The following is a 20,163-nucleotide window of genomic DNA, read 5'->3' as shown; positions in this document are numbered from 1 at the left end:
TAATTGAATGCCAAAATAACGCTGGTAAAAAATAAAATTGCTTGCGTCCAAAAACTACAATGTTCTACATCGACTGTGTTTTTGCTCTAAGTAGGTCAACCCAATCAGAGGTAAAATTTTTACGGTTTTGAGAATCTGGGTTGGTGGAGGAAACAAAACTGCTCGGTGTTGTGTTTTGTGGGCGATCGCCGCGATCGAATCGCTTCACCGTCAACAGTCAACACAATTTGAGCGGTATCCCCGCACCGCTGCGCGATCGGCGCCAATAAATCCGTGGAAATTATGTCTGACATTGACATTTTTACAATTTTTTTTATGATAGCTTACCTAAACTCCCCGCTGCCATTTCTTTACTTTTTGCAATTAAATAAATCTTCCCCAGGGGTCTTGCCATTTAGCAAAAAAGTTATAAGATAGAAATAGAGGCAATTAAAAACTAGGCCGGATACAGACGCGAAAAACATCTGAGCTTTTGGGCAACAAAACTACATTTAAAAATTGACACTCCTTTGTTTACTGTCCTTTGACCGAACTGGTCTGAATGTGAGAGGAAAAAAGCAATGCTAGACAAATTAGCAATTCAAGAAAAACAAGTTTTAATTCCCAAAGAAAAAGCCTTAATATTGTGGTTTGATGAAGTCGGGATAGCCGACATCCCATTAGTAGGGGGTAAAAATGCTTCATTGGGGGAAATGATTCAACAGTTAACCCCCAAAGGAGTCAGCGTCCCCTATGGATTTGCAACTACAGCATACGCTTATCGGTACTTCATCGAGTCGGCGGGTTTAGAAGCAAAATTGCGCGAAATTTTTGCCGATTTAGACGTAGAAAATCTCCAGAACCTCCGCATCAAAGGGAAGCAAGCGCGGGCGTTAATTCTCGATACACCGTTTCCGCGAGACTTGCAAGTGGCGATCGCAGATGCTTACGATCGACTGTGCGATCGCTACGGCGACAGTACAGACGTAGCAGTCCGTTCGTCCGCCACCGCCGAAGACTTACCAGACGCCAGTTTCGCCGGACAGCAAGAAACCTACCTCAACGTCCACGGTTGCACCAGCGTCCTCCAATGCTGCCACAAATGCTTCGCCTCCACCTTCACCGACAGAGCGATTTCTTACCGCCAACAACGAGGTTTCGACCACTTTGAAGTCGCCTTATCCGTCGGCGTGCAGAAAATGGTGCGATCGGACTTAGCATCCTCCGGCGTCATGTTCAGCATCGACACCGAAACCGGTTTCAAAAATGCCGCCCTAATCACCGCCGCCTACGGATTAGGAGAAAACATCGTTCAAGGAGCAGTAAATCCCGACGAATACCTAGTTTTTAAACCCACATTAAAACAAGATTTCCGCCCAATTCTCGACAAACGCCTCGGCACCAAAGACATCAAAATGGTGTACGATCTCGGCGGTTCCAAATACACCAAAAACCTCTCGGTAGCCCCAGCAGAACGCGGCAAATACGCCCTTAACGATGAAGAAATTCTGCAACTAGCACGTTGGGCCGTACAGATAGAAGAACACTACTCTCAAGTCCGCGGCACCTACACGCCGATGGACATCGAGTGGGCAAAAGACGGCAATACAGGCGAACTATTCATCGTCCAAGCGCGGCCGGAAACAGTACAATCACAAAAATCTGCTACAGTTTTACGCAACTACAAATTGCAAGGTTCCAGCGCAGTTTTGGCAACAGGGCGTGCCGTTGGTGAAGCTATCGGACAAGGTAAAGCCCGCGTAATTTTAGACGTTCACCAAATCGCTGACTTTGAAGCAGGGGAAGTTCTTGTTACCAACAAAACTGACCCGGATTGGGAACCGATCATGAAAAAAGCCAGCGCGATTGTCACCAATTCCGGCGGCCGTACTTGCCATGCTGCGATCATTGCCCGGGAAATGGGAATCCCCGCCATTGTCGGCACCGGCGACGGTACTAAAGTCTTGCAAAACAATCAAGAAATTACTGTTTCTTGTGCTGAAGGAGAGGAAGGCAAAGTTTATTCCGGTTTAGTTCCTTTTGAAATTCAAGAAATTGCGATCGACAATTTGCCCCGCACCCGCACTCAAATTTTAATGAATGTCGGAAACCCAGAAGAAGCTTTTGGTTTGTCAGCAATTCCTTGCGATGGCGTAGGGTTAGCGCGGCTAGAATTCATCATCGCCAACCACATCAAAGCGCATCCCTTGGCACTGATTCACTTTGACGAATTGACCGACACATCAGTCAAGCGCCAAATTGCCAAACTCACAGCACTTTACAAACACAAACCCGATTTCTTTACCGACAAATTAGCCTGCGGAATTGCCACCATCGCCGCCGCATTTTATCCCAATCCAGTCATCGTGCGGATGAGCGATTTCAAGAGCAACGAATATGCTAATCTGCTGGGAGGGCGGCAGTTTGAACCGAAGGAAGAAAACCCGATGATCGGGTGGCGCGGCGCTTCTCGTTATTATGACCCGAATTACCGCGAAGCTTATGCTTTGGAATGCAAGGCATTAAAGCGAGTGCGCGACGAAATGGGCTTGACAAATGTAATTCCGATGATTCCGTTTTGTCGCACGCCGGAGGAAGGGCGCAAAGTGTTGGCCGAGATGGCGAAACACGGTTTAGTCAAGGGTGCAAATGGCTTGCAGGTGTACGTGATGTGCGAATTGCCCAGCAATGTCATATTTGCTGACGAATTTGCCCAGGTTTTTGACGGATTCTCGATCGGCTCCAACGACTTAACTCAGCTAACATTAGGATTAGACCGGGATTCTGCCTTAGTCGCCCACATCTTTGACGAACGCAATGAAGCTGTGAAGCGGATGGTGGAAATTGCCATTAAAGCCGCCAAGAAGTACGATCGCAAGATAGGCATTTGCGGTCAAGCACCCAGCGATTATCCTGAGTTTGCTCGCTTCTTGGTTGAGTTGGGAATTGATTCGATTAGTTTGAATCCCGATTCGGTTTTGAAGACTTTGCTTGATGTTGCTAAGGTGGAGGCTTCGAGTGCGGTGATGGATTTAGCGGCGCAGGTTGCTAAAGTTTAAGGGAGTATCTCAGTTTTGCATTTTTTCATTTATAGTGCTGTCCCCGCTCGCGTATTATACAATACGCGAGCGGGGACAGCACTCAAATAAAAAAATTTTTTTTACAAACATGAGATGCTCCCAAGTGTAACCCCTCTCCCGTTCGTAGCGAGGAATGCAAGTCCTCTGATTTAGAAAGGACTTGCATTCCTCACTACGAACCTATCCACAACAACCCTTACCAGCAAACGGTTAACGCACGGGCGGCATAGTTTGAGATTTGGCTGGGAACTTTCCTGATTTAAAACCGTCTGTTGCCCGATGATTTTAGGTTCGGGAATATGTAAATAAAAAACAAGATTATTCACAAAAGCTCTGAAAATGTGTTTACAGTTCTCCTGATTATTGTCATAGGTTTGGCTCCGTCGCTGGTGTCTTTGTGGGTGATGCGCTCTGCCGAGAGGCAAGTCAGCGAGAGAATTGCAGCGGCCAGGCGGGCGGTAGCAAATAGACCCCTGCCTGCTCAACTAGCAATGGGCGATCGCACTTACGTACAAGGCCTCGGCTATCCGATCGGCGATATCACTTGCGAGTATAACGCTCGCTCTAATTACATTCGCTGTGCTGTGAATCCTTCTGGGCCCTGTCAAGATTGTCGGTACTATCAAGCCAGAACTCTTGACGTTCGCGCCCAAAAGATATAGGTTGTATTGGGGTTGTTGTATGCAAATATTTGCTGAGGTAGTAATCCATCAGTTAATATGTACTTACGTGGAAGGGTTGTTGTTGAAGCTTTTTGGGGACTAGCCGCGCCCAAACTAAGTAATTAAAATCTAATCGAGCAGTATTGCTGGGTTAAATTGGCCCTAACTAGCGGATGACGATCGGTGTTTTTCTAGTTGATGACTTGCGCTCAGAAACCAGATTTAGATTGTAAATCTTGGTTGGGCTGCAAAAAATCTAGGAATAAATCGGGTTTCTACTCTCTTGGGCGTAACTGGGGGAGACCCAGGAAAATCGCAAGTAGCTTACCAGCAAATCTGTAAATCGATTTCTCCAAAACATCATGAAAAATTCAGCACTAACAATTGTCTCCAGCATTTACCTTAAACAGAAATCCGCTCGAAGACTCTAAGTTGAAATTTTGAGAAGTTGCTTGTGGGTAACAATATTCTATTTTTGGCGATCGCAGATGAACGCAGTCTCAAACCTGGATTGTTGTCACTAACTAGACTGCAAGTCATAAATTTTTAATCCGCCTCGTCGATACAGGGTATGCCGATTTCAATTAAATTACACCGCCCAAAAACAATGCACACAAGCCCCCGACTCAAGTCGCGAGCAGCCCAAAATTTTAGACTTTAGACTAAAGTTCAAGCTCCCAGATTCATCTGGCCAGGAAATCTAAAATCTAAAATCTAAAATTGACTGACATAGATGGGAAACTGCCACCCTAATTTCGTTCATCCAACCAAGTGTTAGCTTTCAGAAATGGTAAATTTTTTCTGCCCATAAAGTGTATTAGACGATCGACAGAAAACCTCATCAAGTAATTTTTTGAGGCTCGCTGTTATTGTCTGCTGCGGGAGGTAAGATATCTCCTTGTTAAAGATACACCCGCTCACAGAAAGCCGAAGGCAAAATATCACCCGATAGATAGATTATTACCATTAAAACTGTCCTGTCTCAGCCCTCGCGCAGGCGATACAGCACTTTTGCTGGTTAATGAAGTAAAAAAAGTGATTTCGCTCCGAAACCGTCTGTTTGTCAGGGTTATGACGTGTTTCAGAAGTCTAATCGGCCGACATCAAATCGGCTGTATTTCCAATGCTATCCAATAGCAAGATAGCAGAAATTTATGCTGATGAAAATCGGCATATTACTCTTTTTAACAGAATACGGTTGAGTTAAGATCGATCGCCCTAACCTCCATTTAAAAAAAAGGGGGATACAAGAAATTCTCTTTCGTCCCCGCAACGATTCGGGGGATGGGAGGAATCTCCGGGGAAGAAACAGCACTAACTGAACCTTATTGCTTTCTAAAAGTCAAACAACAGAGCAACTCAGTCTCAATTAAGCCTTGTTAAGAGGTGATAATTATTACCTCTTAATGGGTATATTGTATACAATCAGCAAGGTATCAGACAATGAAAAGCATTGGCAACAAACCAATTTTCCTGACTCAACAAAAAGCAGTTGACACCACAAGCATTGGCAGGAAAAACTCCCGAACTACCGCAACTTATCCTCAGGAAAGACAAATAAAACAAGTAAAATCAGACTGGTGTTTCCTGTCCCAAAAAATTGGTGGCGGCGCGGGAATTGAACACCTAGAGAGAGAATTGGTGCGATCGCCCGATTCGGTGGGCCCCCGGAATGTAAAAAATATACTGTTCATCGATGCCAGAGTAGAGAATAGCGACAGCTTGGCAAGAGGAGCAACAGCGGATACAGAGGTATTTTTACTGGACTCAATGCGGGATGGAGTCGATCGAATTACTAGAATTCTTGCTAATTACAGCGATTTAGACAGCCTTCAAATAGTTGCTCACGGCCAAGAAGCCAGAGTACAACTGGGGTCAGTAGAACTGTGCAGCGACAACTTAGAAACCTACAGCCATTTGTTGCAGCAGTGGGGAAACTCCCTCAGCGAGAGAGGAAATATCTTATTATTGGCTTGCCGGGGAGCAGCCGGGGAAAGCGGCCGGGCCTTCGTGCGCCGACTCAGTGAAATTACGGGTAGAGAGATTGCAGCTTCCACAGGCTTGGTAGGGAGTGCGGCGCTCGGTGGCGATTGGGAATTAGAATTTGCGACAGGAGAAATAAGGGCCAGGATTGCCCTTGAGCAAAAGGTGCTGGAGGCATACAGCGGAGTCCTCGGTACCTTAGTCAACGAAACATTTAGGAACGCCACAGTCAGGGGGCCTTGGCTCTACCGAGGACAAGACGGCAGGGTATTCGACCCCAGCTCAGTCTTTGAAGCCAACAGGCAAAGGATTCCCGGTATCACCGGAGGAAGTTCATCTGGGATACTTCCCGGTTTGGGTGGCGATGTACCACCCTCTGGGGCTTTGCAATTGACGACCAACGGTGTGGGACTGCCAGCCTTTGTTCTCTACGACAACCCCATACCCTCCACAGAGGGTCTGAAAATTACCTTCGATTTCTTTGCTTACAACGGCACTACTCTCCAAGGCCCAAACGGTTTTATCAGCCCGCAGCCAGGGGACGGCATTAGCTTCTTCCTGATTGACGGGTCAGCTAGCCCTACAGCAGCAGGAGGCTTTGGTGGTTCTTTGGGGTATGCCAACAACACCAATGGCAGCCAACCCGGATTGGTGGGAGGTTATTTGGGCATTGGACTCGATGAGTTTGGGAATTTTTCTAATGATACGGAAGGACGTGTTGGTGGAGCAGTAAATGGTACCATTCCTGGTTCAACTCTCGAAGGCTACAGACCTGATTCCATCACTCTCAGGGGTCGTCAAGCAGATAGTTATCGATTTTTAACAAACGCGATCGCCCCTTTAGGTATCGACAATATCCCCAAAAGTATTGACTTTTTAGATGCTGGGGGTACTTATGACTTCGACAATACTGTCACTACCAGTCGAGATGCAGCGAAAAGAAGCATTCAAATTACCCTAGCCCCCTCAAATTCAGCAACGCCCAACAGGCTCACCATTGCCCTAGACCTGAATAACGACGGCTTGTTCACCGGCGCGGGTGAAACTCTGATCGATATCCCCAATCTAGCAACTGCAAACGGAGCGATACCGCCTAATTTCAAATTTGGTTTTGCCAGTTCGACGGGAGTTGCAAGCAACTTCCACGAAATTCGCAACCTCGCAATCGAGACTGTCAATCCTACTCCCACCATCTCTGCTGATGTGGCCACCATCAAAAGTGGCCCGCAGTTCATCAAAACAGGTGCTGGCAGTATTACCTACACCATCACTACTACTAACAAGGGGACATCGCCGGCTGAACAAGTTTTGGTTCAAGACGAATTGCCTCCGGAACTCGTTCCTGTCGGCGGAGCCAATCCCATTCGCCAGATCAGTGGGGGTGGCCTTTACTCAAGCACGACGCGGAACGTCACCTGGCCGAAAATTCCCGTTCTCGGTGTCAATCAAAGCGTCACCTACACCTTGTCAGTTGCTTTACCCCCAAGTCTAAATCCTGGCAGCAGCTTAACCAACACCGCATTCAGCAGTGCCAGCACTTTCGACCCCGATCTCAGCAACAACGACGGTTCAACGTTCATAGGCCAACAACAGACTACTATTTCCCCTACTGTTGCCGATCTCGTTACTACCAAAAGCGGCCCCGTCACTTCTGTGGCCGGGTCAACGATTACCTATACCCTGACCACAGCCAACCTGGGGCCAGACCCGGCTCTCAACGCGACTATCACTGACAGCATTGTTCCCGGTTTGACTGGAGTCAGCGCATCGGACAATGGCACTTACAATCCGGCTACAGGGATTGTCACCTTCCCGGTGCTGACATCCCTAGCCATCAGTACAACAGTTAACCGCACCGTCAGTTTCGTTGCTCCACCGACCCTTACTTCTATCAGCAACACGGCTCGCAGCAGCTCGGAGACACCCGACCCCTTTCCCCGCACCAACGACGGCAGTACCACCAATAAAGACGGCACTCCCACGAATTCCACTGTTGTCACGACTATTACGCCCAGCGCTGATGTGGTAACAATTAAGAGCGGGCCGACGGGTGCGCTGCCTGGAACCCCTGTCAGCTACAGAATTACGACAGTCAATAACGGGCCGAGCCAAGCAGAAGCCGTCACGATCGCTGACAGCATCATTCCGGGCTTGACGGGAGTCACGGCATCGGACGGTGGCACCTATAACGCAGTTACGGGGATTGTCAGCTTCCCTGCTGTTGCGATCGCCAGTGGCGTTACAGTCAATCGGACGATCGGCTTTGTGCCCCCAGTCGCCCTCCCCTCAATCAAAAACACGGCAACAAGCTCCTCGGCGACTCCCGACCCCACCCCAGGAAACAACAACGGCACAAACCCTGAGTCCAGTGTCAGCACTACGCTCGGAGCTATTGCCGATGTTGTTACCACCAAAAGTGGACCCACAGCTACTACGGCCGGTCGCACAATCAGCTACACGATCGCCACAGCCAACATCGGCCCGAGTCAGGCAGATGGCGTCACGATTACTGACAGCATCGTTCCCGGCTTGACGGGAGTCACGGCATCCGACGGCGGTACGTACAACCCAGTTACCGGGATTGTTACATTCCCTGGGATTGCACTCGCCAGTGGCGCATCAGTCAATCGGACGATCGGCTTTGTCGCCCCAGGTACCCTGACCTCAATCAGAAATACGGCTCGGAGCTCCTCGACGACTCCCGACCCGATCGGCACCAACAACGACGGCAGCACCACCAATCAAGACGGCACTCCCACCAACTCATCTGTTGCCACCAGCATCACGCCCAGCGCTGATGTGGTAACAACCAAAAGCGGCTCGACGCTCGCCATTCCCGGTGCCACAGTCAGCTACACGATCGCCACAGCCAACAACGGCCCGAGTCCGGCAGAAGGCGTCACGATTACTGACAGCATCATTCCCGGCTTGACGGGAATCACGGTATCCGACGGCGGCACCTACAACGCGGCTACAGGGATTGTCACTTTCCCGGGTATTTCGATCGCCAGTGGCGTATCAGTCACTCGGACGATCGGCTTTATCGCCCCAACAACCCTGACTAGCGTCAAAAACACGGCAAAAAGCACCTCGACGACTCCAGACCCAGCCCCTGGCAACAACGACGGCACAAGTCCGAATGCCACTGTCAGCACTTCGATCGGTGCTGTGGCCGATGTGGTAACTAGGAAAAGTGGGCCCGCGAGCGCCAATCCTGGAACCACAGTCAGCTACACAATTAGCACGGCCAACAACGGCCCGAGTCAGGCAGAAGGCGTCACGATTACTGACAGCATCATTCCCGGCTTGACGGGAGTCACGGCATCGGACGGCGGCACCTACAACGCAGCTACGGGGGTTGTCAGCTTTCCTGCTATTGCGATCGCCAATGGCATTACAGTCAATCGGACGATCGGCTTTGTCGCCCCAACAACCCTGACTAGCGTCAAAAACACCGCAAAAAGCACCTCGACGACTCTTGACCCCACCCCGGGAAACAACGACGGTTCCGATCCTACTGCCACTGTCAGCACTACCCTCGGTGCTGTTGCCGATGTCGCAACAACCAAAAGCGGGCAGACGATCGCCACTGCTGGAACCACAGTCACCTACACAATTAGCACAGCCAACAAGGGCCCGAGTCCCGCAGAAGGCGTCACAATTACTGACAGCATCATTCCCGGCTTGACAGGAGTCACGGCATCCGACGGCGGGGTTTACAACCCAACCACAGGGATTGTCACCTTTCCTGCGATTGCGATCGCCAATAACCTTACAGTCACTCGGACGATCGGCTTTGTCGCCCCAGCTACCCTGACTAGCGTCAAAAACACGGCTCGGAGCAGCTCAGTCACTTCTGACCCCACCCCGGGAAACAACGACGGTTCCGATCCTAATGCCACGGTGACCACCACTGTCAGCACGACACCGCGCCGCAACATCCCCCCTACAGCAGAAAACGATAACGTCACTCTGGGGCGTAACAGCGCTGCCAGGCTCGCGAACTTGGGAGGAACAGACACAGACGGCACTGTGGTTTCCTTCACGATCGACACTTTGCCTCCAACAAATGAAGGCGTCCTATTTTTGGGCGACCCAGCTAACGGTGGAGTAGCGGTTACAGCCGGTCAAGTCCTGACGGCGGCTCAAATCAAGCAGTTGTTCTTCCGATCCACAGGCACTTTTACAGGGGCAAACTTTACCTACAGCAGCACGGACGATCGAGGAGATCGGAGTCCCGCAGCTACCGTTGCCCTAATTCCGCCGCAGTTCAAGGAACCGCCGGTACCAGTCAATACCAACTCTCCTGTGGCGCCGAACGCCACCATCAACCTCACGGGGCTGATAGCAAACGACCCGGATAGCCCGATCGCTTCTTACAAGATCGACACTCTGCCCCCGGCAGACCAAGGCGTCCTATTTTTGGGCGATCCGGCTAACGGCGGAGTGGCAATTACACCAGGTCAAGTCCTCACCCCAACGCAAATCAACCAACTATTCTTCCGGGCCACAGGCGCGTTCAGAGGGGCCAGCTTTACCTACAGCGCGACAGACACCACCGGGTTGCCCAGTCCGGCCCCCGCTACTGCCTCCCTGTTCCCGCCTCCGGTTAACCTACCCCCGGTTGCTAACAACGCCAGCGTCAGCTTGCTGCCCGGTAGCGCTATCAATATCCCCGGACTCGGAGGATCAGACGACGGCACTGTGGTTTCCTTCAAAATTGAGACTCTGCCGCCAACTAATGAAGGTGTGCTGTTCTTGGGCGATCCGGCCAACGGGGGAGTACGAGTTACAGCCGGTCAAGTCCTGACACCAGCTCAAATTACTCAGTTGTTCTTCCAGGCGGGCACCGATTTTAAAGGGGCAAACTTCACCTACAGTGCCACCGACAACCTCGGCGCTACCAGCCCGGCCGTTGCTACTGTCTCCGCACTGCCGATCGCACTTAACCAACCGCCGGTACCATTGAATGCCAATACCTCGGCGGCCCCCAGCAGCACGATTACCGTGCCCGGACTAGCAGGCCGAGACCCCGATCCGGGCGATACGATCGCCTCCTTCGACATCAAAACCCTGCCACCAATAGCTCAAGGTCGTCTGTTCTTAGGCGATCCAGCCAGCGGCGGAGTTCCAATTACGATCGGTCAGATCCTGACGCCTGCTTCGATTAACCAATTGTTCTTCCAGGCATCGGGCAACTTCACCGGTACTACCTTTACCTACGGCGTCACAGACAGCCGCAGCCTAGGCAGTCCCACTGCGGCAACTATCTCAATTTTGGCCGCACCCGTCCCGCCCACACCCACACCGCCCACACCCACACCGCCCACACCCACGCCAATTCGGCAACCGACGCCCACACCCACGCCGATACTGGTACCCACGCCCACACCAGTACCCACGCCCACACCAGACATCCCGCAGCCACCGACACCGACACCCACACCAACACCCCCGCCTATTTTCGGGCCAGTACCCGAACCTGATACGGGCTGCGATTGCACGCCCTTACCCCTGCTGCCTCCGATTACATTTATCCAACCGCAGGCAGGGCAAATACTCAACTTCGACTCTAACGCCGTAGAACTCACCGACATCCAAAACACGATCCTCGGCACTCCCGAAGACGACTATTTAAGCGGGAACGACACTAACGAACTGTTTCTTGCCGAAGCTGGGAACGACATAGTTTTAGGTGAAGACGGCGCTGATATTGTCTTCGGAGACCAAGGGGCAGACTTCATCGCTGCCGATAAGGGCAATGACATCGTTTACGCGGGCAAAGAAAATGATGTGGTGTTTGGAGGGAAACAAAACGATCGCATTTTTGGCGATCGCGGTGCGGACTTATTGTCGGGCGATCGCGGTGATGATACGATCGTCGGCGACAACGGCAACAACATCGACTTGACTGGTAACGAAGCCGATCTGATTTTCGGTGGCGAAGGAAGCGACGCAATTGCTGGCAATCAAGGCAACGACATCATTTTCGCCGGCAAAAGCCCAGACATCGCCTACGGGGGCAAAGAGGACGACGCGATCTTCGGCGATAAGGGCCCTGACACCCTCTACGGCGATAGCGGGAACGATTCCCTGTTCGGTGGCGTCCTCAACTCCCTAGATAGCGACCCAGACGGGCAAGATTTGCTGTTTGGAGGCAATGGCAATGACATACTATTCGGCCAAGAAGGCGACGATACTTTGCTCGGTGGCAACGGCCGGGATTTGGCCTATGGAGGCAAAGGGGGCGATCGCATTTTTGGCGAAATTGCTTCCGACACACTCTACGGCAATCAAGGTTCTGATACCCTCGTCGGCGACTACGGTACTGCTGTTGGCACCACAATTGCTACTGATGAAGGCGACTTAATTTTCGGCAACGATAGCGGCGACATCATCGGCGGCGGCAGCGGTAACGACAGCATTTTTGCCGGCAAAGGCGATGATTTAGTTTACGGCGGCAAAGACAATGACCTGATTTGGGGCGAACTCGGTTCCGACACCCTTGTCGGCGACGAGGGAGAGGATTCGCTTTACGGCGGCTTGCAAAACGAATTAGTCAGCGACGCCAACGGCCGCGATTTGCTGTTTGGGGGCAAGGGTAACGACTATCTCAACGGCGGTGAGAGTTCCGACTCTCTCGGCGGCGGAGAAGGCAACGATACTCTTCGCGGCGGCAAGGATGACGATTTGATGCACGGAGATGCCGGCGATGACTTGATGTACGGCGATGGCGGCAGCGATATTATGTGTGGCGATGATGGCAACGATACCATGTATGGCGATCGCGACGATAACCAGGATGTCTCGGTGGGTGCTAATGGCCAGCAAGAGTGCATGAGTGGCGGCAACGGCGAGGACTTGTTATATGGCAATGAAGGCCAAGATACTCTCAATGGTGATGACGGTAGCGACACTCTCTACGGAGGGACAGATAACGACATTCTCAACGGCGGTTCTGGGGATGACTGGCTGTTTGGCGGTGCGGGGGAGGATACTTTAATTGGAGGTACTGGGAGCGATCGTTTTGTGTTAGATAGCAACAGCGGTATCGATACTGTCCTGAATTTTGAAGTAGGAATCGACAAGTTTGCTTTAGCTGGCGGCTTGAGTTTTGCTCAGTTGCAAATTAACTCGACGGCGAACGGAAGTGTCCTGCAAATAGCCTCCACTGGGCAAGTTGTAGCTAATATTTTCGGAGCCAGTAATGCTATTACTGCTCTGGATTTTGTGACTTTTTCCCAGTAAACAGCACCGCGCATTTAATGCGCCCAATTTGACCTAATATTGAGAAACCCGGTTTGCGAACAAACCGGGTTTCTCAATATTTAATTCGAGATTTGAGATTGGATATCAAATCCGGTAGCATCGGAATTATTACCCAAAGCCAGGACACGGCACTGCCGTGTCCCTACAATTAATCACGGTAGGGACACGGCACTGCCGTGTCCTCTATATGATTCCGGTGCAACCGGAATTGATATCATATCAATTCCGGTTGTATCGGAATAATTTAACCGCAGAGAACGCAGAGGGCGCGGAGGCAGAGAATAGAGAGATGAATGATTCCGATGCTGACGGAATTGATATGAGATTTAAGATTTCACAATCCTCCATCTAATTTAATTTCACATCGATTACCAAGGACTACCAATCATTGTAAAAGCAGACCAAAAATAGGGATGAGTGAGATTTTGTGCAGCGAAGCTATCTTCCCCTAATGAGTTCCCGTTCCCCGTAGGGGTTCCCGAAGGGTAGGGTAGGGAATCGCCATTACCTGCCATTTCTCGGATGGCTTGCTGGCTATTTTGCCCTCCCCGTTTGGCTGCAACAAAAGGGCCCCACAAGACTCCATTTTCGATCCGAACTTGACCTTGGATCATAGCAATTTGCGCTGCTCTGAGAGCTTCAGCTTTGATCGGAGCTGTTTTTAATTGATGGTAAAACTCGCTCATCAATGCTAACGTACCTTCATCAGAAACATACCACAAACTCGCTAAAGCCGACTTAACTCCTGCTTGAAATGCCAAGCCAGCAAAACCCATTTCCGTTGTCTCATCTCCGAGTGCTGTGCGGCAAGCTGATAGTACCAATAACTCCACAGGTGGATTGTTCCACCCCAAATTTCTGAGTTGATCTAATTGCAGTTTTCCATCCCACAGTTGAATAAAAGAGTTGCTCGCTGCTCCCGGTTTAAACTCGCCGTGAGTTGCTAAATGAATTATTTGATAAGGATTTCTACTGCGTTGGAATTTCAGGTTGTTCAGGGTAAATTGTTCGTTCAAGAAAGATTTCCCCTGCCACAAATCTACAATAGTAGATAGTTCTATTGGCACTGCTGGTAGGGGATCTAACCGATCGAATTGAGCGGCTCCCATTGCTAAAACAGAGGCATTTTGTAGCGATACATAGCGGGTATCGTTCAACAGTTGACAGTTGACAGTTGACAGTTGACAGTTTGAGAGCAACCTCTACCTAGAAGGAAGAGGATTGGAGTAATGAATAGTCTGATTTTCATTTCTCCCTCAAAGGGTTCCGGCTTTCAACCAATTCTTTCTGGTAAGGGAAATAGCGGGTATTAGACTGAGAGAATATTTTTCTACCAGGAATTGTTTGCCGTCATAAAGAGCAGATAAGGGGAGACTCCGCAAACCGGTATCCAGTGAAAATAACAGCGTATTGATATTTTGTTCCTGCAAGTCTGTTTCTAAAGGTGCAATCAGCAAACTATAAAGTTTTTGAGCGGATGCTTTGTAGCTGGTGGTGTTCAGATTCCCAGGATTCAAGATTTCTGCGCGGAATTCCGTTGCTAGTTTGATGATGCTCTCCCGATTGGCTTCCGGTACAGTTTTTCTAATCGCCGAACCTTCGGGAGAGAACAGTAATAATTCTACTCGATCGCTAAATAAGTTAATATAAATAATTGCCGATTTCTTGCCTGTTTGCGAGGCAACTTTGAGCAAAGTTTCGCGGATATTTTCAGCGCCGAGATTGGGATTGGTAAAGCCATTCCCAAAATAATCAGCATATTTCTCAGCTCGGTTTTCATCTAAAGATAGCATGGAATTGATGTTAGCAATTGCCTGCATATTTGCCGAAGGATTCGCTACACCACTGGGAATATTCGGGACGCCGGGGGGCAGATTCTGCCCGAGGCGGGCCCGCATTTGAGTTATATTGGGCGCAGCGGACATCGGGGGATTCCCGGGAAGATTGCGAGCATCAATTACCTGAATGTTGGGAGCCAGTGTTGGAGCTTTGTTAGGATTAATCTGTTGGTTGATAATAAAATTTGGCTGGCTACTGGTAAAAATGGAAGTGCGATCGATATTCCCATTTATCGGCAGATTGTTAATAATCGGGCGCGCAGACAACAGCTCCATATTATTCATCGTCGGCACGGAAAAACCTCTAGGAATAAGCTGTTGGTTTATAGGAAAATTTGGCTGGATATTGGGTACCAGAGCATTTTGCAGATTGTTACCCTGTTTCACAATTTGAGCGACTAAATTGGGAGGAATCTGAATATTATTAGGAAGAAAATTTAAATTAGCCGTATTAGGTTGTGGAGACATCACAACATTAGTATTATTAGGAGTGACATTGAGATTTGCTGTATTAAGCTGTGGAGGCATATCGTCCTTATTGTCATTAACAGGCGGATTGGGATTGCTCGTATTAGTAGTTTGTGGAGCGCTGGCGCCATTATTAGTATTAGCAGCCGGATTGGGATTGTTGGTATTACTAGATTGTGGAGATGTTTGAGCTGTCCCGCTGTTATTTTGTCTTAAATTATTAGGAGGGAGAGTTTGCGAGGCAGATCTGGTTAATTGAACGCTACCGTCACTATTAACAGCAACATCTGAAGCATTATTAACTTTTTCACCCTTACCTGTCAGCAATTCGGGAAGAGTTGCAGATGAGTTTTCGCTGGATGTATTGGGATTTTCCCCTTGAGAATTCAATGCTTGGCTGCTGACTTCTATACTGAGCAAATATCCTGGTTGGCTGATACGGACAACACTTGGGCTTGTTACTGAAAGGATGTTAATTGTACCTCCCAGTGCTGTAACTTGACCTGTATTTGTAACCCTGCCACCGAGTAAAGTTATATTTTCCCCTGGTTTTACCGCCAAGTTGCCGCGATTCACAATGCTGGCAGGTGTCACATCCGAAAATACAAAACTGCTGGGATTTCCTGTTAAATTCAGATAGTTGTTAGAACCGATCGCGTTCAAAAAATTATTGCCAAACCCCATGCTATTAGCAGTGGTAGCAGTAAAGGATGCGGGTACATTTAACTGAGAATTACTGCCAAAAATAATACCCGCTGGATTGATTAAAAACAAATTGGAATTGCCACCGCTAACTTGGATCGAGCCATTAATTATAGACGGTTCTCCGCCAACAACTCGCCCTAAAATATTTTGGATGTTAGGATTGGAAATAAAATTCGCTGTTTGATTTTTGTTCAAGCCAAACCGTTGGAAACTCTGGAAAAGATTAACCCCATCTCCCGATAGTTTACCACCGCTAATATCGATTCGATTTCCTTGAGGGACGATGGTAGTACCGGTGCCGTCATTCGCGGGGATAACCGATTGCCCGAAAGCAGCCGTTTCCCCGAGGAATAAGCAAAATGATAAAATTAAAAACAGCTTTTTTGCTTGACTTTTTGCTTGATTGTTGGCGATTTGGTACAGTAAAATCATTATCCAGAACCTTCCACTACTAAACAAACATTTCCGGGCATCCAGTCGCTGACTAATTTAGAGATTGTCTCGGCTAGATCGAAGTCTTGTTGTGTCAGCGCCTCTGCATCGTGAGTTGTGAGACTTATCGTGACGCGGTTGTAAGCAATAGCAATATCGGGATGGTGGCCAGCTTTTTCTGAGGGGGAAATCAGACAATTTACAAAACTGACAGCTTCGACAAAATTTTTAAATTCGTGGGTATATTTAATAGTTTTACCTTCTCTAGTCCAATTAGGCAAATTTTGCAAGCGCTGAGAAACTTCCTTTTCGCTTAAGGGTTTGAGTTTGCTATTTTCATAATTTTGTGCTACGAATTTAGAGGATATTGAGCGATAAGCGGGTGCAACCTGTTCGGCTGTTGGCGGGATTCTATCAGACGAAGCAAGAAGCAAGAAAGACGAAGCAAGAAGGAAGAGGCAAGAAGGAAGAGGCAAGAGGAAAGAAGGAATCAGGAAGTTTAGCAATGATTTTGTAATCGATGTCAGTGATTGAAGGAAGATGCAAGAAGCCAAAAAGACGAAGGAAGAGGTAATCAGGAATCAGGAAGTTCGGCAACGGATTTTGTAATCGATGTCAGTGATTGAAGGAAGATGCAAGAGGGAATAAGTAGGCTGCGTCGCTACAAGAATTCTGGCTATTTACAATTATGGCATAGCGGCGCACCTTACTAGGATACTCTCTCGGAAATGACGATCGCAACTAATGACTGCTGACTAATGACTAACAGACATCTTCAATAACTCTCAATATCTTTCCCCGCTTGGTTTCTGGCGGTTGGTGCTTTAAGGGATCGATCGCCAGAAACCAACGCTTCAATACTACAAACCGTTTTTTAAGTAACCGGACACAATTAATTGCACAATCAAAGGCCAGAAATTACTAATTTACAAGCTTGGCGAGCGATCGTAGTGTAATTAATTTTATCATTAATAAATAAAGGTACGTAGTTGGGCTTGAGCCTCCTTTATCTATACGTCTAAAGAGGGCTGAAGCCCAACTACGTACCTATCTCTCTCTCCCCATAATAAAACTACCATGCTTCGATCGGGGGATGCGAGGGGATCTCTTGAAATTTCTTATTCAAAGCGTATTGCAAAAACAATCTTAGTGAGAAAGGCAAGTCCGCATCCAAGAGAGGACTAAAGTCCTCACTACAAACCCAACTAATGTTTGTTTAAAAAATCTAATCCTAAAAAAATAGCTGCGATGCTTCCAGCTACACAAATTTCTCGATTGGTTATTTTTAACAAAACTTCTGAAATGGGTACTAAAACTACTTCAATATCTTCTGTAATATCCAATTTAATTTGGCTGGCAAGCTTGACATTTTTACCAAGGTATAAGTAAATAGAATTAGTGTCTTTTACGGGATTGTCGTATAAAACTGCTAGTTCCAAAATTTCTTCAGCAACATATCCGGTTTCTTCAGCCAGTTCTCGGGCGGCAGCAGCTTTGCCACTTTCTTCGGCAGGATTGAAACTCCCAGCCGGGAGTTCGAGTAAAATTTCGCCGACGCCATGCCTGTATTGACGCACACATACAAGTTCTTGCTGTTCTGTTACCGCAAATATTAGGGCGATATTGGGTCGGACATTAATAAAAAAGTCGTCGATAATTTGTCCGCTTGGCAATTCTATTTCATCTTGCCTGACTTGACACCACTTGTGGTTAAGCACCAAGCGCGATCGCAGTAATTTCCATTTAGTTAAATTTTTCATATTATTGAATTATTCATAAAACGCGCACGACTAATCCTTCTTCGGCTGCTTGTGGCGTACCTTACCCTAGTTGAAGGGTCAGGAAAAGAACAGAAGGATGAATGCGTATCTGCTGGCATCCGGCATCAGGCAGAAAGTGTTAATATCAAATCCGTTAACATCGTCCTGTATTTATCTCTCTCTTCCCTTTCTCTGTGTTCTCTGCGTTCTCTGCGGTTAAATCATTCCGATCCAACCGGAAACGATATAACTTCCAATTTTTCAATTACCCATTAATGCTAAAATTTCAGCGTTAAGCTACCCTTGCGGTTAGTTGTACTGCCGATCGCACCTATCCCGATCGCAAATCGCCCGCAACACCTCTACCAAAAAAAATTATCCTCAAAGCTAGTTAAAATCTCAACTTTTACACAGCCATGCAATACAAAAAATTACCACCGAAATTTTGGACAGACTTACACAAACTAACACCTAAGTGTCTGGTACCCTCATTTTTAGGCTCTGTGTCGATCGCCCTGAGCATAGCAGCAACCACCACAGTTGCGACACTCCAAATCGCACAGCAACCAGCCAATGCTTCTACAGTCACGAGTTGGCGGTTCGATCCAGCTACAAATCAGCTAGAAATTACTCTCCCAGAGGGCAAAACTCCCACCTATTCCCTACTCAACCCGTCTCAAATTGCTGTGGATTTGCCCAATACTCCGATCGCCGTTGATGCAACTCAACTATACCCGCAAGGCAATGTGCGTTCCGTGGCGATAATTCAACTGCCATCAGGAAACGCGAGAATTTTGGTAAATTTGGCTCCCGGAGTAGCTTTCAACGGTGAACAAATTAAATTTCAAAGAGTCGGGGTAGAAAATCGCTGGGTGTTGCGTCCCTCGATCGAGCCTGCTTCCTATCAAGCAACTCTCGAAACGCAAGCACCGCCTGCAATCCCAGTACCACCTAATCCGCAGTCAGCCGATTCTAACTCAACTCCTGCCAAAGCGTCTGTCCAACCTGCCTCGGCTGAGGTTATAACTTACGAGCAAAACTCTTCGGGGATGTCAACTCCAAACGACCAAATCCGACCGATAAATGTGCCTTTGGTCAGGGTTCCGGTTAACAGACGGCAGGGGGTAAGTTCTGCCCCTGTACGCCGTCCTGCTGCTTCCTGGGAGCGGATTATCGATTTTGGTCAACCGCTTCGCTAATACTCGCTTGGAGTCGATCGCACCTATGTTATTCGATCGTCCGATCCTCACAGTTAGAAATTTTGACCTTCACTGGGTGGAGCGATCGAACCCGGTTGGTTGAGGAACAGGTTTTTAGCGCCGTCGTTTTGGTAAATACAGTTAATGTCAGGTTGACCTTCCAGGGCGCCGGTGAAGCCAAAGGTGTTCATGCGATTTTTACACTCGCGCACTTGCTCTTGGTTGATCAGTTTTCTTTGTTCGAGAATTGCCCAGTTATTGGTTCGCAGGACGCATCCGGGACGCATACTCGGCTGGGAGATGTAGACGTTGAAGGGGTTAAGGGTGACGAAGAGGCGCATATCTGTCACCATTGCGCTGGCTCCAAACTGTACGCAAAGTTCGGGGTTCGGGGCGCTGCGATCGATAAATTCCCGGGATGCTACGTTTTGTGGGCTAATTGTAGCTGTGGAACTGAAGGCAATGCCGATCCCAATTCCCAGAATAAAAACGGCTGTTAAAATCCCTAGGGTGGCGGAATTGAGGAAAGAGGGTTTGCCAGACTGAGGTTGTCGTCGCGACGATCCGCCAAATGAGCCGGAGTCTTCATCTCCCCGGAATGGGTCGCCGAATCTGTCTCTGTCGTTGTAGGAGTTAGGTTTGCGTTTCATATAAAGTTCAGTCCGTTCTGGGGATTTAACAGTTGACACACCTCTGCCTAAAGGCGAGAGGATTCTTGCTTCAGTGGGATTCCGACGAATTTACCCTCGGCAAGCATCTTGACCGTATGCCCTACGGCTGCAAGTCCT

The 20,163-nt window shown here is 48.6% G+C and carries 9 protein-coding genes and 1 pseudogene; 5 read left to right on the top strand and 5 right to left on the bottom strand.

The window, feature by feature from the left end; all coding sequences use genetic code 11:
* Window positions 1-119: 119 nt before the first annotated feature.
* Complete coding sequence (locus JGK20_RS09355; RefSeq protein WP_293182952.1) at window positions 120-293, bottom strand: hypothetical protein; 174 nt, start codon at window positions 291-293, stop codon at window positions 120-122.
* A 267-nt stretch (window positions 294-560) separates the two neighbouring features.
* On the opposite strand from JGK20_RS09355, the gene ppsA reads away from it, so the two are divergent.
* From ppsA to JGK20_RS09340, 3 genes are all read left to right on the top strand, one after another.
* On the top strand, window positions 561-3,038 hold the full coding sequence (ppsA, locus tag JGK20_RS09350) for a phosphoenolpyruvate synthase (RefSeq protein ID WP_293230178.1): 2,478 nt from the start codon (window positions 561-563) through the stop codon (window positions 3,036-3,038).
* 362 nt (window positions 3,039-3,400) lie between these two features.
* On the top strand, window positions 3,401-3,721 hold the full coding sequence (locus JGK20_RS09345; RefSeq protein ID WP_293197680.1) for a DUF6464 family protein: 321 nt from the start codon (window positions 3,401-3,403) through the stop codon (window positions 3,719-3,721).
* Window positions 3,722-5,164: 1,443 nt separating this feature from the next.
* Window positions 5,165-12,952 carry a DUF4347 domain-containing protein gene (locus JGK20_RS09340; protein ID WP_293230175.1) on the top strand — a complete coding sequence of 2,596 codons (7,788 nt, stop codon included), beginning with the start codon at window positions 5,165-5,167 and terminating at the stop codon, window positions 12,950-12,952.
* 389 nt (window positions 12,953-13,341) lie between these two features.
* Here the strand turns inward: JGK20_RS09340 and JGK20_RS09335 are convergent.
* Window positions 13,342-16,416 (bottom strand): annotated as a pseudogene (locus JGK20_RS09335) (CHAT domain-containing protein).
* On the bottom strand, window positions 16,416-16,784 hold the full coding sequence (locus JGK20_RS09330) for a 4a-hydroxytetrahydrobiopterin dehydratase (protein ID WP_293182960.1): 369 nt from the start codon (window positions 16,782-16,784) through the stop codon (window positions 16,416-16,418). Before JGK20_RS09330 ends, JGK20_RS09335 begins: the two are co-directional and overlap by 1 nt.
* On the opposite strand from JGK20_RS09330, the gene JGK20_RS09325 reads away from it, so the two are divergent.
* Window positions 16,784-16,933 carry a hypothetical protein gene (locus tag JGK20_RS09325; RefSeq protein WP_293182962.1) on the top strand — a complete coding sequence of 50 codons (150 nt, stop codon included), beginning with the start codon at window positions 16,784-16,786 and terminating at the stop codon, window positions 16,931-16,933. The genes JGK20_RS09330 and JGK20_RS09325 overlap by 1 nt on opposite strands.
* Window positions 16,934-17,621: 688 nt before the next feature.
* Here the strand turns inward: JGK20_RS09325 and JGK20_RS09320 are convergent.
* Window positions 17,622-18,176, bottom strand: a complete 555-nt coding sequence (locus JGK20_RS09320; protein WP_293191997.1) for an NUDIX hydrolase — start codon at window positions 18,174-18,176, stop codon at window positions 17,622-17,624.
* Between the two features lie 416 nt (window positions 18,177-18,592).
* Between JGK20_RS09320 and JGK20_RS09315 the strand changes: the two genes are divergently transcribed.
* A complete protein-coding gene (locus JGK20_RS09315) occupies window positions 18,593-19,375 on the top strand; it encodes an AMIN domain-containing protein (protein WP_293191995.1) in 783 nt (260 codons plus the stop codon).
* A gap of 53 nt (window positions 19,376-19,428) precedes the next feature.
* Here JGK20_RS09315 and JGK20_RS09310 read toward each other — a convergent pair whose 3' ends face one another.
* Window positions 19,429-20,025, bottom strand: coding sequence for a DUF3172 domain-containing protein (locus tag JGK20_RS09310; protein ID WP_293182938.1), 597 nt, complete (start codon window positions 20,023-20,025; stop codon window positions 19,429-19,431).
* Window positions 20,026-20,163: the final 138 nt, after the last annotated feature.

This window comes from Microcoleus sp. PH2017_05_CCC_O_A, assembly GCF_020738785.1.
GTDB lineage: Bacteria > Cyanobacteriota > Cyanobacteriia > Cyanobacteriales > Microcoleaceae > Microcoleus.
Note: the sequence above shows the minus strand (reverse complement) of the source record. Positions and strands in the feature narration are given on the sequence as shown.

Bases quoted from the DNA above. Each gene is read 5' to 3' on its own strand.
- JGK20_RS09315 (WP_293191995.1), top strand. From the start codon at position 18,593: ATGCAATACAAAAAATTACCACCGAAATTTTGGACAGACTTACACAAA.
- JGK20_RS09320 (WP_293191997.1), bottom strand. From the start codon at position 18,176: ATGAAAAATTTAACTAAATGGAAATTACTGCGATCGCGCTTGGTGCTT.
- JGK20_RS09310 (WP_293182938.1), bottom strand. From the start codon at position 20,025: ATGAAACGCAAACCTAACTCCTACAACGACAGAGACAGATTCGGCGAC.
- JGK20_RS09340 (WP_293230175.1), top strand. From the start codon at position 5,165: ATGAAAAGCATTGGCAACAAACCAATTTTCCTGACTCAACAAAAAGCA.
- ppsA (WP_293230178.1), top strand. From the start codon at position 561: ATGCTAGACAAATTAGCAATTCAAGAAAAACAAGTTTTAATTCCCAAA.
- JGK20_RS09355 (WP_293182952.1), bottom strand. From the start codon at position 293: ATGTCAGACATAATTTCCACGGATTTATTGGCGCCGATCGCGCAGCGG.